The organism is Burkholderia pseudomultivorans, from assembly GCF_001718415.1.
Taxonomy (GTDB): domain Bacteria; phylum Pseudomonadota; class Gammaproteobacteria; order Burkholderiales; family Burkholderiaceae; genus Burkholderia; species Burkholderia pseudomultivorans_A.
Genome location: NZ_CP013378.1, coordinates 3,477,530 through 3,496,349 on the forward strand (window position 1 = coordinate 3,477,530; position 18,820 = coordinate 3,496,349).

Here is an 18,820-nt window from a genome sequence, read left to right on the forward strand (position 1 = left end):
GAAACGCGCTGGGCGCGAAATGGGCAGATGCGGTCTGCGAGGCTGCGCCTACGTGCTGCCGCTGCTGCGTGGCGGCGACGCGTGCGGCTCGCGATCGGCGCCGCGGCGATCGCGCTCCTCGCCGGTTGCGCGGGAACGCCCTCGCCCGTCGCTGGCACGGCCCACACATGCACGCAGCCCGGCGAGCACGCGGCGCTGCAGGCCGATTTGCTGTTCGGCCGCGGCATCGCGGGGCGCGCGCCTGTCAGCGATGCGGAGCGCGCGACGTTCCTCGCGGATGTCGTCACGCCGCGCTTTCCCGACGGCTTCACGTACTGGGACGCGCAGGGACAGTGGCGCGATCGCGTGACCGGGCTGATCACGCAGGAGGCAAGCTTCGTCGTGCATATCGTTGCCGACGATACGCCGGACACGCGCACGCGGCTCAAGGCAATCCGCGACGCGTACGCGCAACGGTTTCATCAGGAATCGGTCGGTATTACGCTCGTGGGTGCCTGTGCGTCGTTCTGATCTTCGGGGAATTCTTGGGCGGCGCTTGTCGACCCTGAACGGCCCTGCAGATTCATCCAAAGCGGCCAATCGTTGTGACCTACGGCGGGATTTTGTAGCCACGCTCGATGAGTACTTGGCCTCGCCGCGACTGCGGAATCATTCCCGATTAAATCGCTTCTCGCGCAGCGTGCCGTTGGAACTTTCAACGGAGTCGTTCTGCCAAGGGCGGCAAGAACGGACACAGCGTGTACGATCTGGTCTTCAAGAAAACCATCCAGGGAGAGTGGAATGAGTCCGGAACAGGCCCGAGCCGAAGAAACCCAGGCGATGGAGCGCATGGTGGCCGCCACACTGCGTGTGCAGAGTACGTTCGCCTCGATGCAGAAGCAATTTCCGCCGCAAGGCAGCGGCGAGCCTTCGCCGTTCGCGCTGCAAACCTTCGATGCCGCCCTGCAGGAACTTGAAGACGCACAGGCCGCGTTCGATGCGCTGCTGAACGATCTGATCGACGGTAACCGCTAAAGGCTACGCCCTTATCCGCACCGATTGTCGACGATCAAAAATGCTGTGTCGAAAGGCCGTTTGTGGCCGAACACCGCCATTGCCCTCTAGCGCTCCCCAAAAATCCGCAACAATCGGGATAGGGGCGGTCAGTTAACCTGACCGATCCCCTCCCACACCACCCGGCATGCGGGTCCGCACCGGGCGGTTGGAATGGTTGAGGTTGCCGGGCTTGTGTTGCTCCCGACCCGACACCCAGGTTCGCTGTTGTCTGCTTCACCGAAACTGATTCCTCGCTGCCTGGGCCTGTCGGGCTTCACCCTATCCACCGTTCGGCGAGCTTCACTTACGCGAACATCTGAGGCTATTCACTTCCGAGAACCAGAGGGCTTGCCCTCCCATTCCTTCGGCCCTTCGCTGGCAGCTTTAGCCTTCCCGGCCACACCACCTCACTACTACGGCCTCTGCTGACTTCTCGCTCCGGTCTGCACCGTCGCCCTTTCAGGCACAAGGCGAGATCTCCCCAGGTAAGAACGCACTCCTTCATCGCACAACCGCCGTATTTACGCCGCTTCGCTTTGGTCACGAGAGCTTTGCGGTTTGTTGCCCGCTCGCCCTACTCGGCAGCGCCTTCTATACGGTTCTTGTCCATCGGCTCGCGATTTACGCTCCACGCTTCCTCCCCACACTCGGTCGCCCTCATGCAGTTGCGCTTCGCTTCATTCGCCATGACCAGCTTATGGCGGGACTTTCACCCGCAGGAGTGCGCCCATGCTGGGCGCACAACAAAAAAACGGGCGCCCGAAGGCGCCCGTCGCATGGATGAAGAACAGCGTACCGCCTACTTGCTCTCGAACATGTCCATGATCTGCTGCTTCTCCTGCGGCGTGACCGGCGGCGGCGTGAGCCCTTCCGCCCCGGCCGAGCCGAGCGCGTCGTTCGCGCTGATCGCATTCGCCGCCGGATTGATGTCGACGCTCGCGACAAACCCGTTGCCCGGCGTGCGATCCGCGTAATACAGCTCGCCGTCGATCGACGTCAGTCCGTCCGGCATCGGCATCTGCTGCTCCGGCACGCCGTTGAGCGCGGTGCGCATGTAGTTCACCCATATCGGCAGCGCGAGCTGCGCGCCGAATTCGCGGCTGCCGAGGCTCTTCGGCTGGTCGAAGCCCATCCACGCGACCGCGACGAGCGACTGCTGGTAGCCGGCAAACCAGCCGTCCTTCGCATCGTTCGTCGTACCGGTCTTGCCCTGCAGGTCGCCACGGCCCAGCACGTTGGTGCCCGCGCCCGTGCCGGCCGTCGCGACCGTATGCAGCAGGCTGTTCATCACGTACGCGTTGCGCCCTTCGATCGTGCGCGGCGCCGTGCTGCCCGCAATCGCCGGCTGCGATTTCTGCAGCGGCTGGCCGCGCGCGTCGTCGACTTCGGCGATCAGGTACGGATCGACCTTGTAGCCGCCGTTCGCGAACACCGCATAGCCGGTCGCGAGCTGCAGCGGCGTCACGAGACCCGCGCCGAGCGCCATCGGCAGATACGGCGGCGTCTTCTTCGGATCGAAGCCGAAGCGCTGCGTCACGTATTCCTGCGCGTACTGCGTGCCGATCGATGCGAGGATCCGGATCGACACGAGGTTCTTCGAACGCTGCAGGCCGGTGCGCATCGTCATCGGGCCGTCCGGCTGATCGTCGTCCTTCGGCTCCCACGCGGTGCCGCCCGGCACGCTCGGCGGGAAGTACAGCGGCGCGTCGTTGATGATCGTCGCCGGCCCGAGGCCCTTGTCGAGCGACGCCGAATAGATGAACGGCTTGAACGACGAGCCCGGCTGGCGCCATGCCTGCGTCACGTGGTTGAACTTGCTCTTGTTGAAGTCGAAGCCGCCGACCAGCGAGCGGATCGCGCCGTCCTGAGGCGCGATCGCGACGAGTGCGCCTTCGACCTGCGGCAGCTGCACGATCTGCCAGCCCGTCTTGCCTTCCTTCAGCACGCGCACGATCGAACCCGGCTTGATGCGCAGCGTATCGTTCGCACGCGCGCTGAGCGCGGCCGACACGAAACGCAGGCCGGCCGGGCCGATCGTCGTCGTCGCGCCGCCGACGAACTGCACCTCGACCGCGCTGGGCGCCGCCGACAGCACGACCGCCGACTGCAGGTCGCCGTTGTCCGGATGATCGGCGAGCGCGTCGTCGATCGCCTCGTCGCGGTCGTCGCCGGCCGCCGGCAGCTTGATCGCGCCCTCCGGCCCGCGATAGCCGTGCCGGCGTTCGTAGTCGAGAATCCCGCGACGCACGGCCTGGTATGCAGCTTCCTGATCGGCCGAGTTGATCGTCGTCGTCACGGTCAGCCCGCGCGTATAGGTCTCGTCCTTGTACTGCTGGTACATCATCTGCCGCACCATCTCGGCGACGTATTCGCCGTGCACCGCGTACTGGTTGCCGGGCGTGCGCACGTGAATCTCTTCCTTCACGGCCTCGTCGTACTGCGGCTGCGTGATGTAGCCGATCTCAAGCATCCGCTTCAGGATGTATTCCTGACGCACCTTCGCGCGCTTCGGATTGACGACCGGGTTGTACGCGGACGGCGCCTTCGGCAGCCCCGCGAGCATCGCGGCTTCCGCGAGCGTGATGTCCTTCAGGTCCTTGCCGAAATACACGCGCGCGGCGGCCGCGAAACCGTACGAACGCTGGCCGAGATAGATCTGGTTCATGTACAGCTCGAGAATCTGGTCCTTCGTCAGGGCCTTCTCGATCTTGTACGCGAGCAGCATCTCGTAGATCTTGCGCGTGTAGGTCTTCTCGCTCGACAGGAAGAAGTTGCGCGCGACCTGCATCGTGATCGTGCTCGCGCCCTGGCGCGCGCCGCCGTGCATCAGGTCGGCCACGCCCGCGCGCAGGATGCCGACGAAGTCGACGCCGCCGTGCTCGTAGAAGCGGTAGTCCTCGATCGCGAGCACCGCCTTCTTCATCACGTCGGGAATGTCCTGGAAGCGCACGAGGCTGCGGCGCTCCTCGCCGAACTCGCCGATCAGCACGTGATCGGCGGTAAACACGCGCAGCGGCACCTTCGGCTGATAGTTGGTCAGCGCGTCGAGCGACGGCAGCTGCGGCGCCATCACGACGAGCGCATAGCCGACGATCAGTGCGCCGACGATCGCGAGCGTCGCGAACAGGCCGACGAACCACAGTGCGACGCGCGAGCCGAACGAGCGGCGGCCGCGGCCCCCGCCGTCGCTGCGCGGCGAGCGGCGCTGGTCGCCGTCGCGGTCGTCGTCATCGGAGTAATAGGCTCCCGACGGCGAACGGCGCAGCGTGTAGTGGGGTTCGGTCCGGTCGGGCGGAGAAGACGGTCGTTTGATAATTGGCATGTCGGAATGGCGGGCGTACGTGGCGCCCTCGGACGCATGCGGAAATGCAAGCGGATGAATCAGAGTGGGTGCTTCGTGGCTACTGTCACGTCGACAGACCCCGCCGTGCGACGATCCGTTCCCGCGACGTGACAGCGCATTTTAATGAAATCGATCGGGCGCCTTCGCGATTTTTTGTAAAAATTCCCGCACATCGGTAATGGACGCCCTGTATTGGCGGCATCCTCGACCTATCATGGACACGCGACATCGCATCGGCGCACGCCTTTCTTTCAGCTCGAAAGCTTGTGCGCCGTCGTTGCGCGAATCGCTGCAACGACCGCTTGAACTCGCGCGTTTAAGCCGTATTTAAGTGAACCGGTGGTGTAATATCCGCCGGCTCCTGCGGGTCCGAACCGGCTCGCAGCGGGCGATGCCGCGGTCACGCGGCGCCTTTCAACCACGGAGGATTTCATGTCGCTTTTCGACTCTATTTCGCGCACGATCAAGGGCCTGCTCAACGATGCGGCCGATTCGGTACAGGATCCGTCGCGCGACGCACGGCAGATCGTGCGGGAGCTCGACGACAGCATCGGCCGTGCCGAGAATTCGCTGATCGAGATCGAGGCACAGGTCGCGACCCAGCGCAGCAAGCGCGATGCGGCCGACGACAAGGTGAAGAAGTACGAGGACGGCGCGAAACGTGCGCTGCAGTCCGGCGACGAAGCGCTCGCGCGCGAAGCGCTGGCCGCACAGGCGAACGCCGAGGCCGAACGCGACGCGCTCGCGGCCGAACTGACGACGCTCGAGCCGTCGGTCGACAAGCTGAAGGGGCAGATCGCCGACATGCGCCAGCGCCGCAATGACCTCAACTCGCGCTCGAACATCCTGCAGGCCAAGCAGGAAATCGCGCAGGCGAAGGACGTCGCGGCGAGCGCGCTCGGCGGCATCGGCGGCAAGAACCTGTCCGAGGACTTCCAGAAGCTCGAGGACAAGGTCGCGCTGCAGAACGCACGCTCGGACGCACGCCTGAATTCGGCCGACACGTCGAGCGGCAAGGCGCTGGACGACAAGCTCGCCGCGCTGAACAAGGGTCCGTCGGTCGAGGACCGCCTCGCCGCACTGAAGAAGCAGCTCGATACGCCGGCGCAGTGACCGCTGTGACGGAACCGTGCCGCGGCCCGGCCCGGGCGCGCGGCGCGAACCGATCGCCAGGAGACGGGCGCATGCGCCCGGTTCGACCATGAAGAAATCCCTCGCCGCTCTCGGCCTCTCGTTGATGCTGCTGTCGTCCGCCGCATTTGCGGTCCCGTCGCTGCAGCAGGTCGAGCAATCGATCGCCCAACGCAACTGGCAGCAAGCCGACACGCAGTTGTCGCAAGTCATCGACGCGCATCCGAACAACGCGCATGCGCGCTACCTGTACGCGCAGGTGCTGGACCGCGAAGGCCGCGCGTCCGACGCGCTCGCGCAATTGCAGCGCGCGAAATCGCTCGATCCGCAACTGCGTTTCACCGATGCGGCGCGCTTCGCGCAGACCGAAGCGCGAATTCGCTCGGACGCCGCGCGCACGAGCGGCAACGCGCCGTCGGCCACGCAGGCCGGCTCGCTGCAATCGTCGCTCGCGCCGGCCGTGCCGGCCGAAAAACACGGGCCGTCCACCGGCATGTGGATCGGTCTCGGCCTGATCGTCGCGATCGTCGCGCTGGTGCTGCGCTGGACCTTGCGTCGCGCGCGCTCGGCCGGCGACAGCCGCGCCGACGACGAACGCCGCGCGCAGCTGAAGCGCGCGACCGACGTGCTGAACGACATCCGTCCGCTGAAGCTCGATGCGAAGCTGTCGACCTTGCCCGGCGCCGCCGCGCTCACCGGCGAAATCGAAGGCATCGAGACCGATGCGCGCGCGCTCGTCGAATCGCTGTCGAACGGCAAGGATCCGGTGCCGCCGTACCGCATCGACGAGCTCGAGCAGCGCCACGCCAGCGTAAAGGCGCGCGTCGAGGGTCGCCCCGACCCGAGCGCGCAAGCCACGGCGCCGGCGAACGGCAGCGGCTCGGTCTACGCGCAGGAAGCCGATCGCGTGACCGGCGCGCAGGGCCAGCCGTATCCGCCGCAACCCTACCCGCCCCAGCAGCCTCCCGTCGTGATCCAGCAAGGCGGCGGCTTCGGCAGCGGGATGGGCGGGCTGCTGACCGGCGTGCTGCTCGGCGAGGCGATGTCGGGCGGCCGCGAGCGCGTGGTCGAGCGCGACGTGATCGTCGACGACGAGCGCCGCCGCCAGAACAACGACCCGGGCTTCGACCTCGGCCGTGGCGACGATTCGAACTGGAGCGACGGCAACGGTGGCGGCGTCGATCTCGGCAGCAACGACGACGGCTGGACTGACGACAACACCTGAGCCCCTCATCGACCGGGGCGCCCGCTCGATGCGCGGCGCCTCGCAGCACCCGTGCTGGCCCCCGCTTCACCGGTCGCGCGCGCGTCCCACTTTGTCAATCATTTCAAGATGGACTACCGACAATGGGGCGCGTTCGCTATCATGCGGCCATCGGCGTGCCACCGACCCCTTATATCGACGCTTCGCAGCCCTGCGCGTCGCGGCACGCTTCCCCTCGCCCCCAACAGGAGAAAGCCGCTCATGAGCATAATCAAGGAATTCAAGGAGTTCGCCGTCAAGGGCAACGTGATGGATCTCGCCGTCGGCGTGATCATCGGCGGCGCGTTCTCGAAGATCGTCGACTCGGTCGTGAAGGACCTCATCATGCCGGTGATCGGCGTGCTGACGGGCGGTCTGGATTTCTCGAACAAGTTCGTTCTGCTCGGCACCATCCCTCCGACGTTCAAGGGAAACCCCGATTCCTACAAGGACCTGCAGGCCGCCGGTGTCGCGACGTTCGGCTACGGCTCGTTCATCACCGTGCTGATCAATTTCATCATCCTGGCGTTCATCATTTTCCTGATGGTGAAATTCATCAACAAGCTGCGCAAGCCGGCCGAAGCCGAAGCGGCCGCACCGGCCCCGACGCCGGAAGACATCGTGCTGCTGCGCGAGATCCGCGATTCGCTGAAGCAGCGCTGAGCGCCGCCCGCCCCGTACGCCAGGCCCGCCACCGTGCGGGCCTTTTTCATGCGCGCGCCGCCGCGAGCGGGCTATCGCACTTTTTTGTGACGCGCGAATGCACGCGCGCGAAAAGCAGGTCTATGATGGAGACTAAATGACAGTACAGGCGCCAAGACGCTGGCTGTGTCGATCGTAGGGAGCGGGTCGACGGGAGACATCGATCGTCGCACCGCACGAGCGCAGCATTTTCGTGTGCTATAAAGGATCGACATGCGGCGTACATAGCCGGGAGTGGGTCGCATGAAAGTGCCGCATTTCTTGCAATTGTTTTTGAGGCGAGTGTTTATGTCCTTCCCGAAAAAACGTCGACGTGCGCAACAGGATGGCCAGGAGTCGTTTCTTGCGGTATTGCGCCATTCGAAACCGTTTGCCCAGCTCGACACCAAGATTGCCCGCGCCCGCGCACAGGACGAACCGGTCCTCTATGCGCACGTGCTGCCCGGGCTCGACGTGCTCCTGTGCAGCGTGCGCGGCGCCCAGCCGCCCTATCCGGCGATCGCCGAGCTGCGCAAGCGCTGCATCGAGTCGATCGCCAACGCGCTCGAGCAGCCGCTCGACGGCCTCGAGAACGGCGGGTACTGGTACGAAGCGAACGGCTTCGGCTTCCTCGTGTTCGCAAGCCGCGCCCGCGCGCGCATCCTGCCCGAATTTGGTGCAGGCACGAAAGCGAGCCTGCGCGGCGGGCTCGGCCGGCAAAACGCCGGCGACACGACACCACGCTCTCTCGGCTGAACCGCCACCGATTCGATGGGCCGCCTTCGCGCGGCCCATCGGCCATTCACGCGCGCCGTTATGCCGTCGCGCGGCCGGCCCGAGCCGGCCGGCGCCCGCGTGTCACTGCGCGTGTCCGCGTCCGTTGCCGGGCCGCACGATATCGATGAACGCCGCGAAATCGGCACCCGCCAACCCCTGCGCGGCACCGAGCCGCAATACCTGCTGCACGGTGGACGACACCGGCATCACCGCGCCCGTGTCGCGCGCGGCATCGGCGATCGCATCGACATCCTTCTGAAACGTGCTGAGCGCGCCGATCGGCGGATGCCCGCCCGAGGTCATGCGCGGCACGAAGGTCTGCAGCAGCACCGAATCGGCCCAGCCGCCGGCGAGCGCCTCGGCCAGACGCGCGGCGTCGATGCCGCTCGCCTGCGCCAGGCCGACGGCCTCGGCGATCGCGGTGACCGTCGCGGTGACGATCGCCTGGTTGCACAGCTTCGCGGTCTGCCCCGCGCCCGCGTCGCCCATGTGCGTGATGCGCGACGCATACGTGTCGATCAGCGGCCGCACCGCGTCGAGATCGGCCGCGCGACCGCCCGCCATCACGGCTAGCGTGCCGGCCTGCGCGCCCGGCACGCCGCCCGACACCGGCGCGTCGACCCAGCCGACGCCGAGTTCGGCCGCGCGCGCCGCGTAGTCGCGCGTCGCGGCGGGCGGGATGCTCGAATGATCGACGATGCGCCGCAGCCGGCGCGCCGCCGCGTCGCCCGCGAGCAGGCCGTCGGCGCCGAATGCGACGTCGCCGACCGCACGTCCGTCGAGCACGCATACGAATACCGTATCGACGCGCTCCGCCAGTTCGCGCGGCGTGTCGACCACCTGCGCGCCATCGGCCTCGAGCGCTTCCGCTTTCGCGCGCGTGCGATTCCATACGCTCACGCGATGCCCGGCCGCCAGCAAATGCCGAATCATCGGCATGCCCATCAATCCCGGTCCGCAAAATCCGACTTCCACGATGCTCCTCGTCTCCAATTGGGGTTGCACTTGCCGCCCATCATACCTATCACTCAAGAAGCCGGGCACGCGCGGCGGCGCTTCGGGACCGCGGCTTGCGTCGGTCACACACCTCGACACGCCAGGGAGTGCATCATGAGCGACCACGTATACAAGCTGATCGAACTGACCGGTTCGTCGCAGCAATCGAGCGACGACGCCATCCGCAACGCGATCTCGAAGGCCGGCAAGACGCTGCACAATCTGCACTGGTTCCAGGTCACCGAGACGCGCGGCCACATCGAAGGCGACCAGGTCGTCCACTGGCAGGTCACGCTGAAGGTCGGTATGCGCCTCGACGACTGACGCGCGCACGCGACGTCACCTGGCGTCACGCACCGCCGCAAGCCGGCTGCGCGCCCGCCGTGCGGCCGCGTGATACCGCGCGCCCCTGCCTCACCCCGCCCCGTTCCGGCCGCGCCGCGGCCCGGCCGGCGGCCGCCTGCGGGTATCCATCTCTTGACGCTGACTTTCGTTCATATTAAAAACGATATACCCCATACCCCTCTCGATCAGCCCAGGCATATAAACGGAGATAACATGAGTCAGCAACGCGAGGCGATCGACACGTACCTCTTGCGCGTCTTGCACACCCTGTTGATGGAGCGCAGCGTCACGCGCGCAGCCGTCAAACTGAACCAGTCGCAGCCGGCGATCAGCGCCGCGCTGCGTCGCCTGCGCGACATCACCGGCGACCCGCTGCTGGTGCGCGGCAAGTCCGGCATGGTGCCGACCGAATACGGGCTGCGCCTGCTCGAGCCCGTGCAGAACGCACTGCGTGAAATCGAGCGCATCAAGTTCCAGCAGCACAATTTCGACCCAGCCACGTCGATCCGCTGCTACCGGATCGGCTGCCCCGACTACCTGAACGTGCTGTTCGTGCCGACCGTCGTCGAACGCTTCCGCCAGGCCGCGCCGAACGCGACGCTCGAGTTCCATTCGCTCGGCCCCGCGTTCGACTACGAGCTCGCGCTGGAAGACGGCAAGCTCGACATCGTCGTCGGCAACTGGCCGGAGCCGCCCGAGCAGCTTCACCTGTCGAACCTGTTCGTCGACGAGATCGTGTGCCTGATGAGCAACACGCACCCGTTCGCGAAGCGCGGCGGGCTCACGCTCGACCAGTACCTGAACGCGCCGCATCTCGCGCCGACGCCGTACTCGGTCGGCCAGCGCGGCGCGATCGACGTGCATCTCGCGCGCGAGCGGCTCAAGCGCCACGTGGTCGTCACGCTGCCGTACTTCAACCTCGCGCCGTACGTGCTCGTGAAGTCCGACCTGATCTTCACGACGACGCGGCTGTTCGCCGACCACTACGCGAAGTTCCTGCCGCTGTCGGTCGTGCCGGCGCCGCTCGACTTCCCGCCGATGCAGTACTACCAGCTGTGGCACGAGCGCTGCCACTACTCCGACGAAGTGCGCTGGCTGCGCGGCCTCGTCGCCGAGGCCACCCGCACGCTGATCGAACCGTAACGGCCAGCGCTGCACACCGCTGCGGCATACGGCGGCAGTGGCAGCGCAGCCGCGCCGCCGCAAGCGCCGAAGCCACCGCGTCGCGTCAGCGCGATGCTTCGACCAGCGCCTGCGCGAGCGCGTTGTGACGCTCGATGACGGGCGGCAGGTCGAGCGTCGCCAGGCGCCCCTCCCGCACCACCACCTTCCCGTTCACCACCGTGTACGCCGTCTGCGACGGCGCGCAGAACACGAGCGCCGCAACCGGATCGTGCAACGCGCCCGCGAACAGCGGCTGGCGCAGGTCGAACGCGGCGAAGTCGGCCGCCATGCCCGGCTTCAGCGCGCCGATATCGTCGCGGTTCAGCACCTTCGCGCCGCCGAGCGTCGCGATCTCCAGCGCTTCGCGCGCGGTCATCGCGTCGGGGCCGAAGCCGACCCGCTGCAGCAGCAGCGCCTGGCGCACTTCGGCGACCATCTGCGCGCCGTCGTTCGACGCGGAGCCGTCGACGCCGAGCCCGACCGGCACGCCCGCGAGCCGCATCTTCTTCACCGGCGCGATGCCCGACGCGAGCCTCATGTTCGAGCACGGACAGTGCGCGACGCCGGTGCCGGTGCGCGCGAACAGGCCGATGCCCGCATCGTCGAGCTGCACGCAGTGCGCATGCCAGACGTCGTGACCGACCCAGCCGAGATCCTCCGCGTATTCGGCGGGCGTCATCCCGAACTTCTCGCGGCTGTACGCGATGTCGTTGACGTTCTCCGCGAGGTGCGTGTGCAGCGACACGCCGTACTCGCGCGCGAGCACGGCGGCGTCGCGCATCAGTCCGCGGCTCACCGAGAACGGCGAGCACGGCGCGACCACCACGCGCAGCATCGCGTAGCGCCCTTCGTCGTGATAGGTCTCGATCAGGCGCTGCGCGTCGCGCAGGATGTCGGGCTCGCGCTCGACGACCGAGTCGGGCGGCAAGCCGCCGTCGCGCTGGCCGACGCTCATCGCGCCGCGGCTCGCATGAAACCGCATGCCGATGCGCTGCGCGGCGCCGATGCTGTCGTCGAGCCGGCTGCCGTTCGGGTAGATGTACAGGTGATCGCTCGACGTCGTGCAGCCCGACTGCAGCAGCTCGGCCATCGCGGTGAGCGTCGACACCTCGATCATCTCGGGCGTCAGGTGCGCCCAGATCCGGTACAGGTTCGTGAGCCAGCCGAACAGCTCGGCGTTCTGCGCGGCCGGCACCGCGCGCGTCAGGCTCTGGTACATGTGATGGTGCGTGTTCACGAGCCCCGGAATCACCAGGTGCCCGCGCAGGTCGAGCACTTCGTCCGCGGTGTCGGGCAGCTCGGCGGTCGGCCCGACCGCGACGATCCGGTTGTCTTCGATGTAAAGCCCTGCGTCGCGCAGTTCGCGGCGCGTGTCGTCCATGGTCACGAGCACGTCGGCGTGCTTGACCAGCAAGGTTTTCGGGCGGGATGGGGATTCGATGCTCATGCGTTCTCCGCGTCGGTCTGTCCCCAGGCGCCGGGCCTGGAGACGGTCACACAGCCGTTCGAACGCTGATTCGCGGCACGCCCCGGTGCCTGCGTCCGTTCGAACGCCCTGGCCCGGTTACCCGGCGTGCTCGCCGTCTTCGGGGTACGCGCCGGCCCCGGGCCGACGCGCACGGCGGCAGGATCGCCCAAGCGTGCGCCGCGCACAATGCGCGCACCCGAATACCGCGCTTCACGGATCCGATATGGTACGCCGCGCACCGCCCCGGCGGGCGGCCTGCGGCACGCGGCGGGCGGCTTCCGGCGCGGCGTCGACAGCCGCTCATGCGCGGCGCATTATCTTTGATATCGCGCCCGTATTTGCGCGGGGAACCTTTTTACAATGCCTGCACGGCGCTCGCTTCAACTTCGCCGACGGGTATGTAGCCACGTGACGTGGAGCCTCGATCCGCCGCACAGTCATTGGATCGAGTCGCCGCCGAACCTCGCATTCACACAAGGAAAACTGCGAATGGGAAAGCTCACTACCCACGTACTCGATACGGCGAACGGTCGTCCCGGCGCCGCACTCAAGGTGGACCTCTACGCGCTGGACGGCGAATCGCGCCGCGCGATCAAGACCGTGCTGACCAATAGCGACGGCCGCTGCGACGAACCGCTGCTCGAAGGCGCCGCGCTCGCCGCCGGCGAATACGAACTCGTATTCCATGCCGGCGACTACTTCGCGTCGCTCGGCGTGAAGGTGCCCGAACCCCGTTTCGTCGACCGCGTCGTGCTGCGCTTCGGCATCGCCGATCCGGGCGCGCACTACCACGTGCCGCTGCTCGTCTCGCCGTGGGCGTACAGCACCTATCGCGGCAGCTGACATACGTATCGGCTGCCCGCATCAAGACAACGATCTGAGTCTGGAGGAGTTTCATGGAAGGCTTCATCACCGACTGGCTGAACCTCGCGCTGCGATGGCTGCACGTCATCGTCGCCATTGCGTGGATCGGCGAGTCCTTCTATTTCGTCGCGCTCGACAACAGCCTGAAACCGCCTACCGACGCGAACCAGCGCAAGCGCGGCGTGTTCGGCGAACTATGGCACGTCCACGGCGGCGGTTTCTACAACATGCAGAAGTACACGGTCGCGCCGCCGGAAATGCCGGATGACCTGCACTGGTCGAAGTGGCCGTCGTACACGACCTGGCTGTCGGGCTTCTCGCTGTTCTTCGTGCTGTACCTGCTCGCGCCGAACACGTACCTGATCGACAAGAGCGTGCTCGACATGGGCCCGGTGGTCGCCGTCGCGTCCGCGCTCGGCTTCCTGATGGCCGGCTGGATCGTCTACGACTCGCTGTGCCGCATCCTCGGCACCAACGATCGCGTGCTCGGCATCTGCGTCGGTATCTACGTCGTCGCCGCCGCGTACCTGGCCTGCCACATCTTCGCCGGCCGCGCCGCCTACCTGATCGTCGGCGCGATGCTCGCGACGATCATGACCGCGAACGTGTTCTTCGTGATCATCCCCGGCCAGCGCAAGATGGTCGACAAGATGCTCAAGGGCGAGGAACCGAACCCGATCTACGGCAAGCGCGGCAAGCAGCGCTCGGTGCACAACACGTATTTCACGCTGCCGGTCGTGTTCGCGATGCTGTCGAACCACTATGCGATGACGTACACGAACAAGTACAACTGGATCGTGCTCGTGCTGATCATGCTGGCCGGCGCGCTGATCCGTCAGTTCTTCGTGATGCGTCACCGCGGCAAGCAGCTGTGGTACCTGCCGATCGGCGGCGTCGCGCTGCTGTCGGGCGCGCTGGTCTGGACCATGCCGAAGCCGATCGCGCCGGAAGCGCAGGCGGCCAACGCACCGAAGGTCGTGATCAACGACATCATGCCGATCCTGCAGCAGCGCTGCGTCGAGTGTCACTCGGCCAAGCCGACGCTGATGGGCAGCGCGCCCGCCGGCGTGATGTTCGATACGCCGGACGAAGTGTCGAAGAACGCGCAGCGCATCTATGAACAAGCGGTGCGACTGAAGGCGATGCCGATCGGCAACGTCACGCACATGACCGACGACGAGCGCACGAAGCTCGCCGCATGGTTCGAGGGCGGCGCGACGAAGTAACGCTGCCGCGTGCCGGTGCGCCGGCGCCACCCTCTCCGTTCGCGGGCCCGGAAACGGGCCCGTTTTTTTTGCTTGTCGGGAAGGCGCGGGAATATGCGCGATGATCGCGCGATCGATCGCGAAGGCGATGCGGGTTGGCAGTCGTGCGATGCGCCGGGTGGAGGTGCGATTCACGAGGTGCGAAGCAACACGAGCCGGCGACGACGAGCGGCCAATACCTCATCGACGCCGATCGTCAGGTTCTCCCCGTTGCGAAGACTCGCGATCGCTTCGGATAGCGACACATTGGTGCCGGCCGAAACGATACGACCACACGAGCGCCCGAATGCAGTTCCGGGAATATCTTACGCAGTGCGATCTCAAGATCGGTTTGTCGGAAAGACGCGCCCGCGATCCTGCTTCGATACATAACGGCTGCGCGCCGACCTCGCCACGCGACCGCCTCCGGCATAAAAAAACCCGCGCAAACTGCGCGGGTTTCGGCAAACCGATGCGTGACGCCGGCGACTCAGGCCGTCAACGCATGCAGTGCTTCGTCGGTGAGCCACAGCGACGTCTGCAGATCCTGCTCGTTCAGGTTCAGCCCGTCGCCGCCGCGGTCGACGACGATGAAGTCGCTGACCTCGCCGAGCGCGATCAGCGGGTGATGCCACACGCCCTTCGCATAGTTGACGCCCTGCCAGCCGCTCGTCACGAACGCGCGGATCTTCGTCTCGTCGAGATCGCCCGCAGGCGCGACGACGACGAGATACGGCCTGTCGTTCAGCGGCACGAACGCCTGGCTGCCGAGCGGGTGGCGCTCAAGCATCTTCACTTCGAACGGCAGCGTGCGCGGCTGGCCGCGGAACAGGTTGACGAGCGTGCGCCCGCCTGCCTCTTCGACATCGACCTTCGCGAGGTCGTGAAAGCGGATCGTCGTGCCGAGGTTGATCGGAATCTGCTTCGCGCCTTCGGTTTCGATCACGTCGCCGAACGGCGCGAACGCTTCCTTGGTCAGCGGTTCGATAACGAGCGTTTTCATTTGTCGAGCGTCCCCCACAGGCGCAGGCGCGACACGCCGCCGTCCGGAATGATGTTCAGGCGCACGTGCGTGACCGGGCCGAGCGACGCGATTTCCTGTTCGAAGTAATGCTGCTTGTCCATCTGCAGCTTCTGCTCGCCGAGCAGCACCGGCCAGAACATCGACTGCGTGATCAGCGAGCTGTCGGTGCCGCCCGACACGTACGCGGCCTGGATCGAGCAGCGGTCCGGGTAGTTGCCCTTGAAGAACGCCGTATCGACTTCGATCTTGCGGATCACGCCCGGCTGCGCGAGCGCGATGATCGCCCAGTCGTTGCCCGGCTCGCGGCGGCGGCGGGTTTCCCAGCCGTCGCCCATGTTCACGCCGCGGCCCGGCAGCAGCAGGTTCGACGCGACGCCGAAGTGCTGGTTGTTCGCCGCCACCACGTAACCGCCGTTCTCCATCGCCGCGAGATCGAACTGCTCGGTCGCGCTCGCGCCGGCCCAGTCGAGCTGCGGCTGGCCGTACACGCGCAGGCGCGCGATGCCGCCGTCCGGATAGATGTTCACGCGCAGGTGCGTGAACGCGCGCGCGTCGCTCGCCGCGACGTAGTGATGGCTGTTGCCCTGCAGCGTCGTCGACGGCACGATCTCGACCCACTCGGTCGAATGCGTCGGCGCGCCGTCGGGCACGTATGCGGCCTCGATCGACGCGGCCGGCGGGAAGTTGCCGGTGAAGTGGCTCGTATCGATGTCGAAGCCCTTGATCACGCCCGGACGCGCGAGCTTGACGATGCACCAGTCATAGCCGGTCGTGCGCTTGCGGCGCGTTTCCCAGCCGTCCATCCACTTGCCGTGGTCGTCGTACTTGCCGGGGATGAAGACGGCCGGCTCGGGGTTCAGCATCCGCTCCTTCGGCGCGAAGAAATCGTCGCTGGCCTCGAGCGCCTGCGCACCGAGACGCGGGTCGGCGAGATTCACATAGCGCCGCGTGAAATCGGGTGCGTCGGGATCGAGAAGCGGAAGAGCCATGATGTTTCCTTGTCAGTATTGCGAAAAGGCCGCCGCAATGCGGCGGCCCGTATTACGTACGGCGTGTCAGGCGTCGATCAGGTCGTCGAGCCGGAAGCGCGCGATCCGGTAGATCTGGTCGAGGCTCGCGCGCAGTTCCTCGTCGCGCGAATGATTCACGCGCGACTCGAAGTTCGCGATGATGCCGTGCCGGTCGTAGCCGCGCACCGCGAGGATGAACGGAAAGCCGAACTTCTCGCGATACGTGCGATTCAGCGTCAGCAGCTTGTCGAATTCTTCCTGCGTGCACTGGTCGAGGCCCGCGCCGCTCTGCTCGCGCGTCGACTCGGCCGTCAGCTCGCCGCGCACGGCGGCCTTGCCGGCCAGCTCCGGGTGGGCGTTGATCAGCGCGAGCTGGCGCGCGTCGCCGGCCGCTTCGACCGCGCCGGACATCGTCTTGTGCAACGCGTCGATGCTCGCGAACGGCCGCTCGCCCGCGGCGAGCTCGGCCACCCACGGCGAATGTTCGAAAATCCCCGACAGCGCCGCGACGAATGCGCTCGGCGCCATCGTGTTCAGTTGTTCCAACGTGTAACGCATCGCCTTCATGCTTTCCCTTCGTTTCGATGATTGGGCTGATACGGATGATGTTCACGCCAGTGACGTGCGATATCGACACGGCGCGTCACCCATACGCGATCGTGCTTCTCGATGTGATCGAGGAAACGCTGCAGTCCGCGGAAACGTCCCGGCCGGCCGAGCAGGCGGCAGTGCATGCCGATCGACAGCATCTTCGGCGCCTCGTCGCCTTCCGCGTACAGCACGTCGAACGCGTCGCGCAGGTAGTCGAAGAAGTGATCGCCGGTATTGAAGCCCTGCGGCGTCGCAAAGCGCATGTCGTTGGTGTCGAGCGTGTACGGGACGATCAGCTGCGGCGTGGTGCCGCCGCCCGTCACGCCGACGTCCATCCAGAACGGCAGGTCGTCGCCGTAGTTGTCGGAGTCGTACAGGAAGCCGCCGTATTCGGCGACCAGGCGGTGCGTATTGGGGCTGTCGCGACCGGTATACCAGCCGAGCGGACGCACGCCCGTCACGCGCTCGATCGCTTCCATCCCGAGCCGCATGTGCTCGGCCTCGAGCTCGGGCGCCATGCTCTGATAGTGGATCCAGCGCCAGCCGTGACACGCGATTTCATGGCCGAGCTCGACGAATGCGCGCGCGAGCTCCGGATGCCGCTCGATCGCCATGCCGACGCCGAACACCGTCAGCGGCAGCCCGCGCTTCTCGAATTCGCGCAGGATGCGCCACACGCCGGCGCGCGAACCATATTCGTAGATCGACTCCATGCTCATGTGGCGGTCCGGATACGCGGCCGCGCCGACGATCTCGGACAGGAACTGCTCGGAGCCCGGATCGCCGTGCAGCACGCAGTTCTCGCCGCCCTCCTCGTAGTTCAGCACGAACTGCACGGCGACACGGGCGCGCCCCGGCCAGTTCGCCTGCACGGGATGGCGGCCGTAGCCGATCAGGTCGCGAGGATAGTTGGAATCGTATGACATGGTTCGATGTGCAACGAAAGCTTGCTGAAATAATGGGTTCGCATCGCCCCGCGCAACGCCGGAAGCCGGCTGCGCGGGCCGATGCGACGACGGCCCAGTGTAGCGAAAACGCCCATACGCGCCCATACAGCGGCGCAGATAGTGCGTGTCAGACGGCGTGTATGTGCGCTTGCGGCAAATCCGGGACCGGTTCCGCTGCGGCGGTTGCGCCTGGCGCGTCGGCGGGCGCCGCGTCGGGCGGCGGGCTGAAGCGTGCGAACTCGCCGTCGTAGCGCTTGGGCAGCGGCCGCGCGTAGTCGCCGCGCTTCGCGGTCGCCAGGCGCAGCGCGACGAGCGCCTCGGCCCACTTGACGGCCGCCGTGACGCCCTCGACCACCGGCGCGCCGATCTGCTGCTCGATCTCGCGCGCGAACTCGGCCATGCCGGCGCAGCCGAGCACGATCGCGTCCGCGCCGTCCTCGTCGAGCGCGCGCCGGCATTCGTCGACGATGATCCGGCGTGCCGCCGAGCCCGGCCGATCGAGTTCGAGCACCGCGACGTCGGTCGCGCGCACGTTGCGGCAGAAGCGCTTCATCCCGTAGCGCTCCGCGAGATGCCAGGCCATCCCGCAAGTGCGCGCCAGCGTCGTGACGACCGAGAAGCCCGGCGCGAGCACGCTCGCGGCGTGCATCGCGGCCTCGGCGATCCCGATCACGGGCCCGCGCGCCAGTTCGCGCGCCGCGTACAGGCCCGGATCGCCGAAGCACGCGATCACGTACGCATCGAAGCCGTCGCGCTCGCCCTGCGCGATCTCGGCGAGCAGCCCGGGCGTCGCGAGCGCCTCGTCGTAATACCCTTCGATCGACGGCGGCCCCATCGGCGGGCTCACGGCCGCCACCGTCGTGCCGGCGGCCGCGACCTCGCGCGCGCAGCGGCCCATCGCGTCGGTCATCCGCTGCGTCGTATTCGGATTGATCAGCTTGATCTTCATCGCACGCT

18 protein-coding genes are annotated in these 18,820 nt (G+C 66.7%); 10 read left to right on the top strand and 8 right to left on the bottom strand.

What is annotated here, in order from left to right; genetic code table 11:
* The first annotated feature begins 27 nt into the window (after positions 1–27).
* On the top strand, positions 28–510 hold the full coding sequence (locus WS57_RS28365; RefSeq protein WP_069245174.1) for a DUF3574 domain-containing protein: 483 nt from the start codon (positions 28–30) through the stop codon (positions 508–510).
* A 270-nt stretch (positions 511–780) separates the two neighbouring features.
* Positions 781–1,014 carry a hypothetical protein gene (locus tag WS57_RS28370; protein ID WP_009691834.1) on the top strand — a complete coding sequence of 78 codons (234 nt, stop codon included), beginning with the start codon at positions 781–783 and terminating at the stop codon, positions 1,012–1,014.
* An 820-nt stretch (positions 1,015–1,834) separates the two neighbouring features.
* Here the strand turns inward: WS57_RS28370 and WS57_RS28375 are convergent.
* Complete coding sequence (locus WS57_RS28375; protein ID WP_040127599.1) at positions 1,835–4,357, bottom strand: penicillin-binding protein 1A; 2,523 nt, start codon at positions 4,355–4,357, stop codon at positions 1,835–1,837.
* 453 nt (positions 4,358–4,810) lie between these two features.
* On the opposite strand from WS57_RS28375, the gene WS57_RS28380 reads away from it, so the two are divergent.
* The 4 genes from WS57_RS28380 (at position 4,811) to WS57_RS28395 (ending at position 8,189) form a co-directional block, all read left to right on the top strand.
* Positions 4,811–5,491: a PspA/IM30 family protein gene (locus WS57_RS28380; RefSeq protein ID WP_009689956.1), complete on the top strand. Its 681-nt coding sequence runs from the start codon at positions 4,811–4,813 to the stop codon at positions 5,489–5,491.
* 88 nt (positions 5,492–5,579) lie between these two features.
* Positions 5,580–6,734, top strand: a complete 1,155-nt coding sequence (locus tag WS57_RS28385) for a tetratricopeptide repeat protein (protein WP_069245175.1) — start codon at positions 5,580–5,582, stop codon at positions 6,732–6,734.
* A gap of 240 nt (positions 6,735–6,974) precedes the next feature.
* Positions 6,975–7,415 (top strand): large conductance mechanosensitive channel protein MscL, encoded by a 441-nt coding sequence (gene mscL / locus WS57_RS28390; protein WP_009689958.1) that lies wholly within the window; start codon positions 6,975–6,977, stop codon positions 7,413–7,415.
* 327 nt (positions 7,416–7,742) lie between these two features.
* Positions 7,743–8,189 carry a hypothetical protein gene (locus WS57_RS28395; RefSeq protein ID WP_027784713.1) on the top strand — a complete coding sequence of 149 codons (447 nt, stop codon included), beginning with the start codon at positions 7,743–7,745 and terminating at the stop codon, positions 8,187–8,189.
* Between the two features lie 102 nt (positions 8,190–8,291).
* On the opposite strand, the gene WS57_RS28400 is transcribed toward WS57_RS28395, so the two are convergent.
* Positions 8,292–9,185 carry an NAD(P)-dependent oxidoreductase gene (locus WS57_RS28400; protein ID WP_059512803.1) on the bottom strand — a complete coding sequence of 298 codons (894 nt, stop codon included), beginning with the start codon at positions 9,183–9,185 and terminating at the stop codon, positions 8,292–8,294.
* Between the two features lie 135 nt (positions 9,186–9,320).
* On the opposite strand from WS57_RS28400, the gene WS57_RS28405 reads away from it, so the two are divergent.
* A complete protein-coding gene (locus WS57_RS28405; RefSeq protein WP_059512805.1) occupies positions 9,321–9,530 on the top strand; it encodes a dodecin in 210 nt (69 codons plus the stop codon).
* 234 nt (positions 9,531–9,764) lie between these two features.
* The gene (locus WS57_RS28410) at positions 9,765–10,694 is read left to right on the top strand and encodes a LysR substrate-binding domain-containing protein (protein WP_006402708.1); all 930 of its coding nucleotides are present in this window, start codon (positions 9,765–9,767) and stop codon (positions 10,692–10,694) included.
* 85 nt (positions 10,695–10,779) lie between these two features.
* Here the strand turns inward: WS57_RS28410 and WS57_RS28415 are convergent, their stop codons facing one another.
* The gene (locus tag WS57_RS28415; protein ID WP_040127603.1) at positions 10,780–12,162 is read right to left on the bottom strand and encodes an 8-oxoguanine deaminase; all 1,383 of its coding nucleotides are present in this window, start codon (positions 12,160–12,162) and stop codon (positions 10,780–10,782) included.
* Positions 12,163–12,672: 510 nt separating this feature from the next.
* Here WS57_RS28415 and uraH point away from each other — a divergent pair.
* Complete coding sequence (gene uraH, locus WS57_RS28420; protein WP_009694805.1) at positions 12,673–13,026, top strand: hydroxyisourate hydrolase; 354 nt, start codon at positions 12,673–12,675, stop codon at positions 13,024–13,026.
* Positions 13,027–13,079: 53 nt separating this feature from the next.
* The gene (locus tag WS57_RS28425) at positions 13,080–14,273 is read left to right on the top strand and encodes a urate hydroxylase PuuD (protein WP_059481181.1); all 1,194 of its coding nucleotides are present in this window, start codon (positions 13,080–13,082) and stop codon (positions 14,271–14,273) included.
* A 508-nt stretch (positions 14,274–14,781) separates the two neighbouring features.
* On the opposite strand, the gene WS57_RS28430 is transcribed toward WS57_RS28425, so the two are convergent.
* The 5 genes from WS57_RS28430 to WS57_RS28450 form a co-directional block, all read right to left on the bottom strand.
* Entirely contained in the window at positions 14,782–15,294 is a 513-nt protein-coding gene (locus WS57_RS28430) for an ureidoglycolate lyase (RefSeq protein WP_009694807.1), read from the bottom strand.
* Positions 15,291–16,304: an allantoicase gene (gene alc / locus WS57_RS28435; RefSeq protein WP_059512809.1), complete on the bottom strand. Its 1,014-nt coding sequence runs from the start codon at positions 16,302–16,304 to the stop codon at positions 15,291–15,293. Before alc ends, WS57_RS28430 begins: the two co-directional genes overlap by 4 nt.
* Before the next feature lie 66 nt (positions 16,305–16,370).
* Positions 16,371–16,892, bottom strand: coding sequence for a 2-oxo-4-hydroxy-4-carboxy-5-ureidoimidazoline decarboxylase (gene uraD, locus WS57_RS28440; protein WP_009694810.1), 522 nt, complete (start codon positions 16,890–16,892; stop codon positions 16,371–16,373).
* On the bottom strand, positions 16,889–17,842 hold the full coding sequence (gene puuE, locus WS57_RS28445) for an allantoinase PuuE (protein ID WP_009694811.1): 954 nt from the start codon (positions 17,840–17,842) through the stop codon (positions 16,889–16,891). Before puuE ends, uraD begins: the two co-directional genes overlap by 4 nt.
* Positions 17,843–17,990: 148 nt before the next feature.
* Positions 17,991–18,812, bottom strand: coding sequence for an aspartate/glutamate racemase family protein (locus WS57_RS28450; protein ID WP_009694812.1), 822 nt, complete (start codon positions 18,810–18,812; stop codon positions 17,991–17,993).
* Positions 18,813–18,820 lie beyond the last annotated feature (8 nt).

Bases quoted from the DNA above. Each gene is read 5' to 3' on its own strand.
- WS57_RS28365 (WP_069245174.1), top strand. From the start codon at position 28: ATGCGGTCTGCGAGGCTGCGCCTACGTGCTGCCGCTGCTGCGTGGCGG.
- WS57_RS28370 (WP_009691834.1), top strand. From the start codon at position 781: ATGAGTCCGGAACAGGCCCGAGCCGAAGAAACCCAGGCGATGGAGCGC.
- WS57_RS28375 (WP_040127599.1), bottom strand. From the start codon at position 4,357: ATGCCAATTATCAAACGACCGTCTTCTCCGCCCGACCGGACCGAACCC.
- WS57_RS28380 (WP_009689956.1), top strand. From the start codon at position 4,811: ATGTCGCTTTTCGACTCTATTTCGCGCACGATCAAGGGCCTGCTCAAC.
- WS57_RS28385 (WP_069245175.1), top strand. From the start codon at position 5,580: ATGAAGAAATCCCTCGCCGCTCTCGGCCTCTCGTTGATGCTGCTGTCG.
- mscL (WP_009689958.1), top strand. From the start codon at position 6,975: ATGAGCATAATCAAGGAATTCAAGGAGTTCGCCGTCAAGGGCAACGTG.
- WS57_RS28395 (WP_027784713.1), top strand. From the start codon at position 7,743: ATGTCCTTCCCGAAAAAACGTCGACGTGCGCAACAGGATGGCCAGGAG.
- WS57_RS28405 (WP_059512805.1), top strand. From the start codon at position 9,321: ATGAGCGACCACGTATACAAGCTGATCGAACTGACCGGTTCGTCGCAG.
- WS57_RS28410 (WP_006402708.1), top strand. From the start codon at position 9,765: ATGAGTCAGCAACGCGAGGCGATCGACACGTACCTCTTGCGCGTCTTG.
- WS57_RS28415 (WP_040127603.1), bottom strand. From the start codon at position 12,162: ATGAGCATCGAATCCCCATCCCGCCCGAAAACCTTGCTGGTCAAGCAC.
- uraH (WP_009694805.1), top strand. From the start codon at position 12,673: ATGGGAAAGCTCACTACCCACGTACTCGATACGGCGAACGGTCGTCCC.
- WS57_RS28425 (WP_059481181.1), top strand. From the start codon at position 13,080: ATGGAAGGCTTCATCACCGACTGGCTGAACCTCGCGCTGCGATGGCTG.
- WS57_RS28430 (WP_009694807.1), bottom strand. From the start codon at position 15,294: ATGAAAACGCTCGTTATCGAACCGCTGACCAAGGAAGCGTTCGCGCCG.
- alc (WP_059512809.1), bottom strand. From the start codon at position 16,304: ATGGCTCTTCCGCTTCTCGATCCCGACGCACCCGATTTCACGCGGCGC.
- uraD (WP_009694810.1), bottom strand. From the start codon at position 16,892: ATGAAGGCGATGCGTTACACGTTGGAACAACTGAACACGATGGCGCCG.
- puuE (WP_009694811.1), bottom strand. From the start codon at position 17,842: ATGTCATACGATTCCAACTATCCTCGCGACCTGATCGGCTACGGCCGC.
- WS57_RS28450 (WP_009694812.1), bottom strand. From the start codon at position 18,812: ATGAAGATCAAGCTGATCAATCCGAATACGACGCAGCGGATGACCGAC.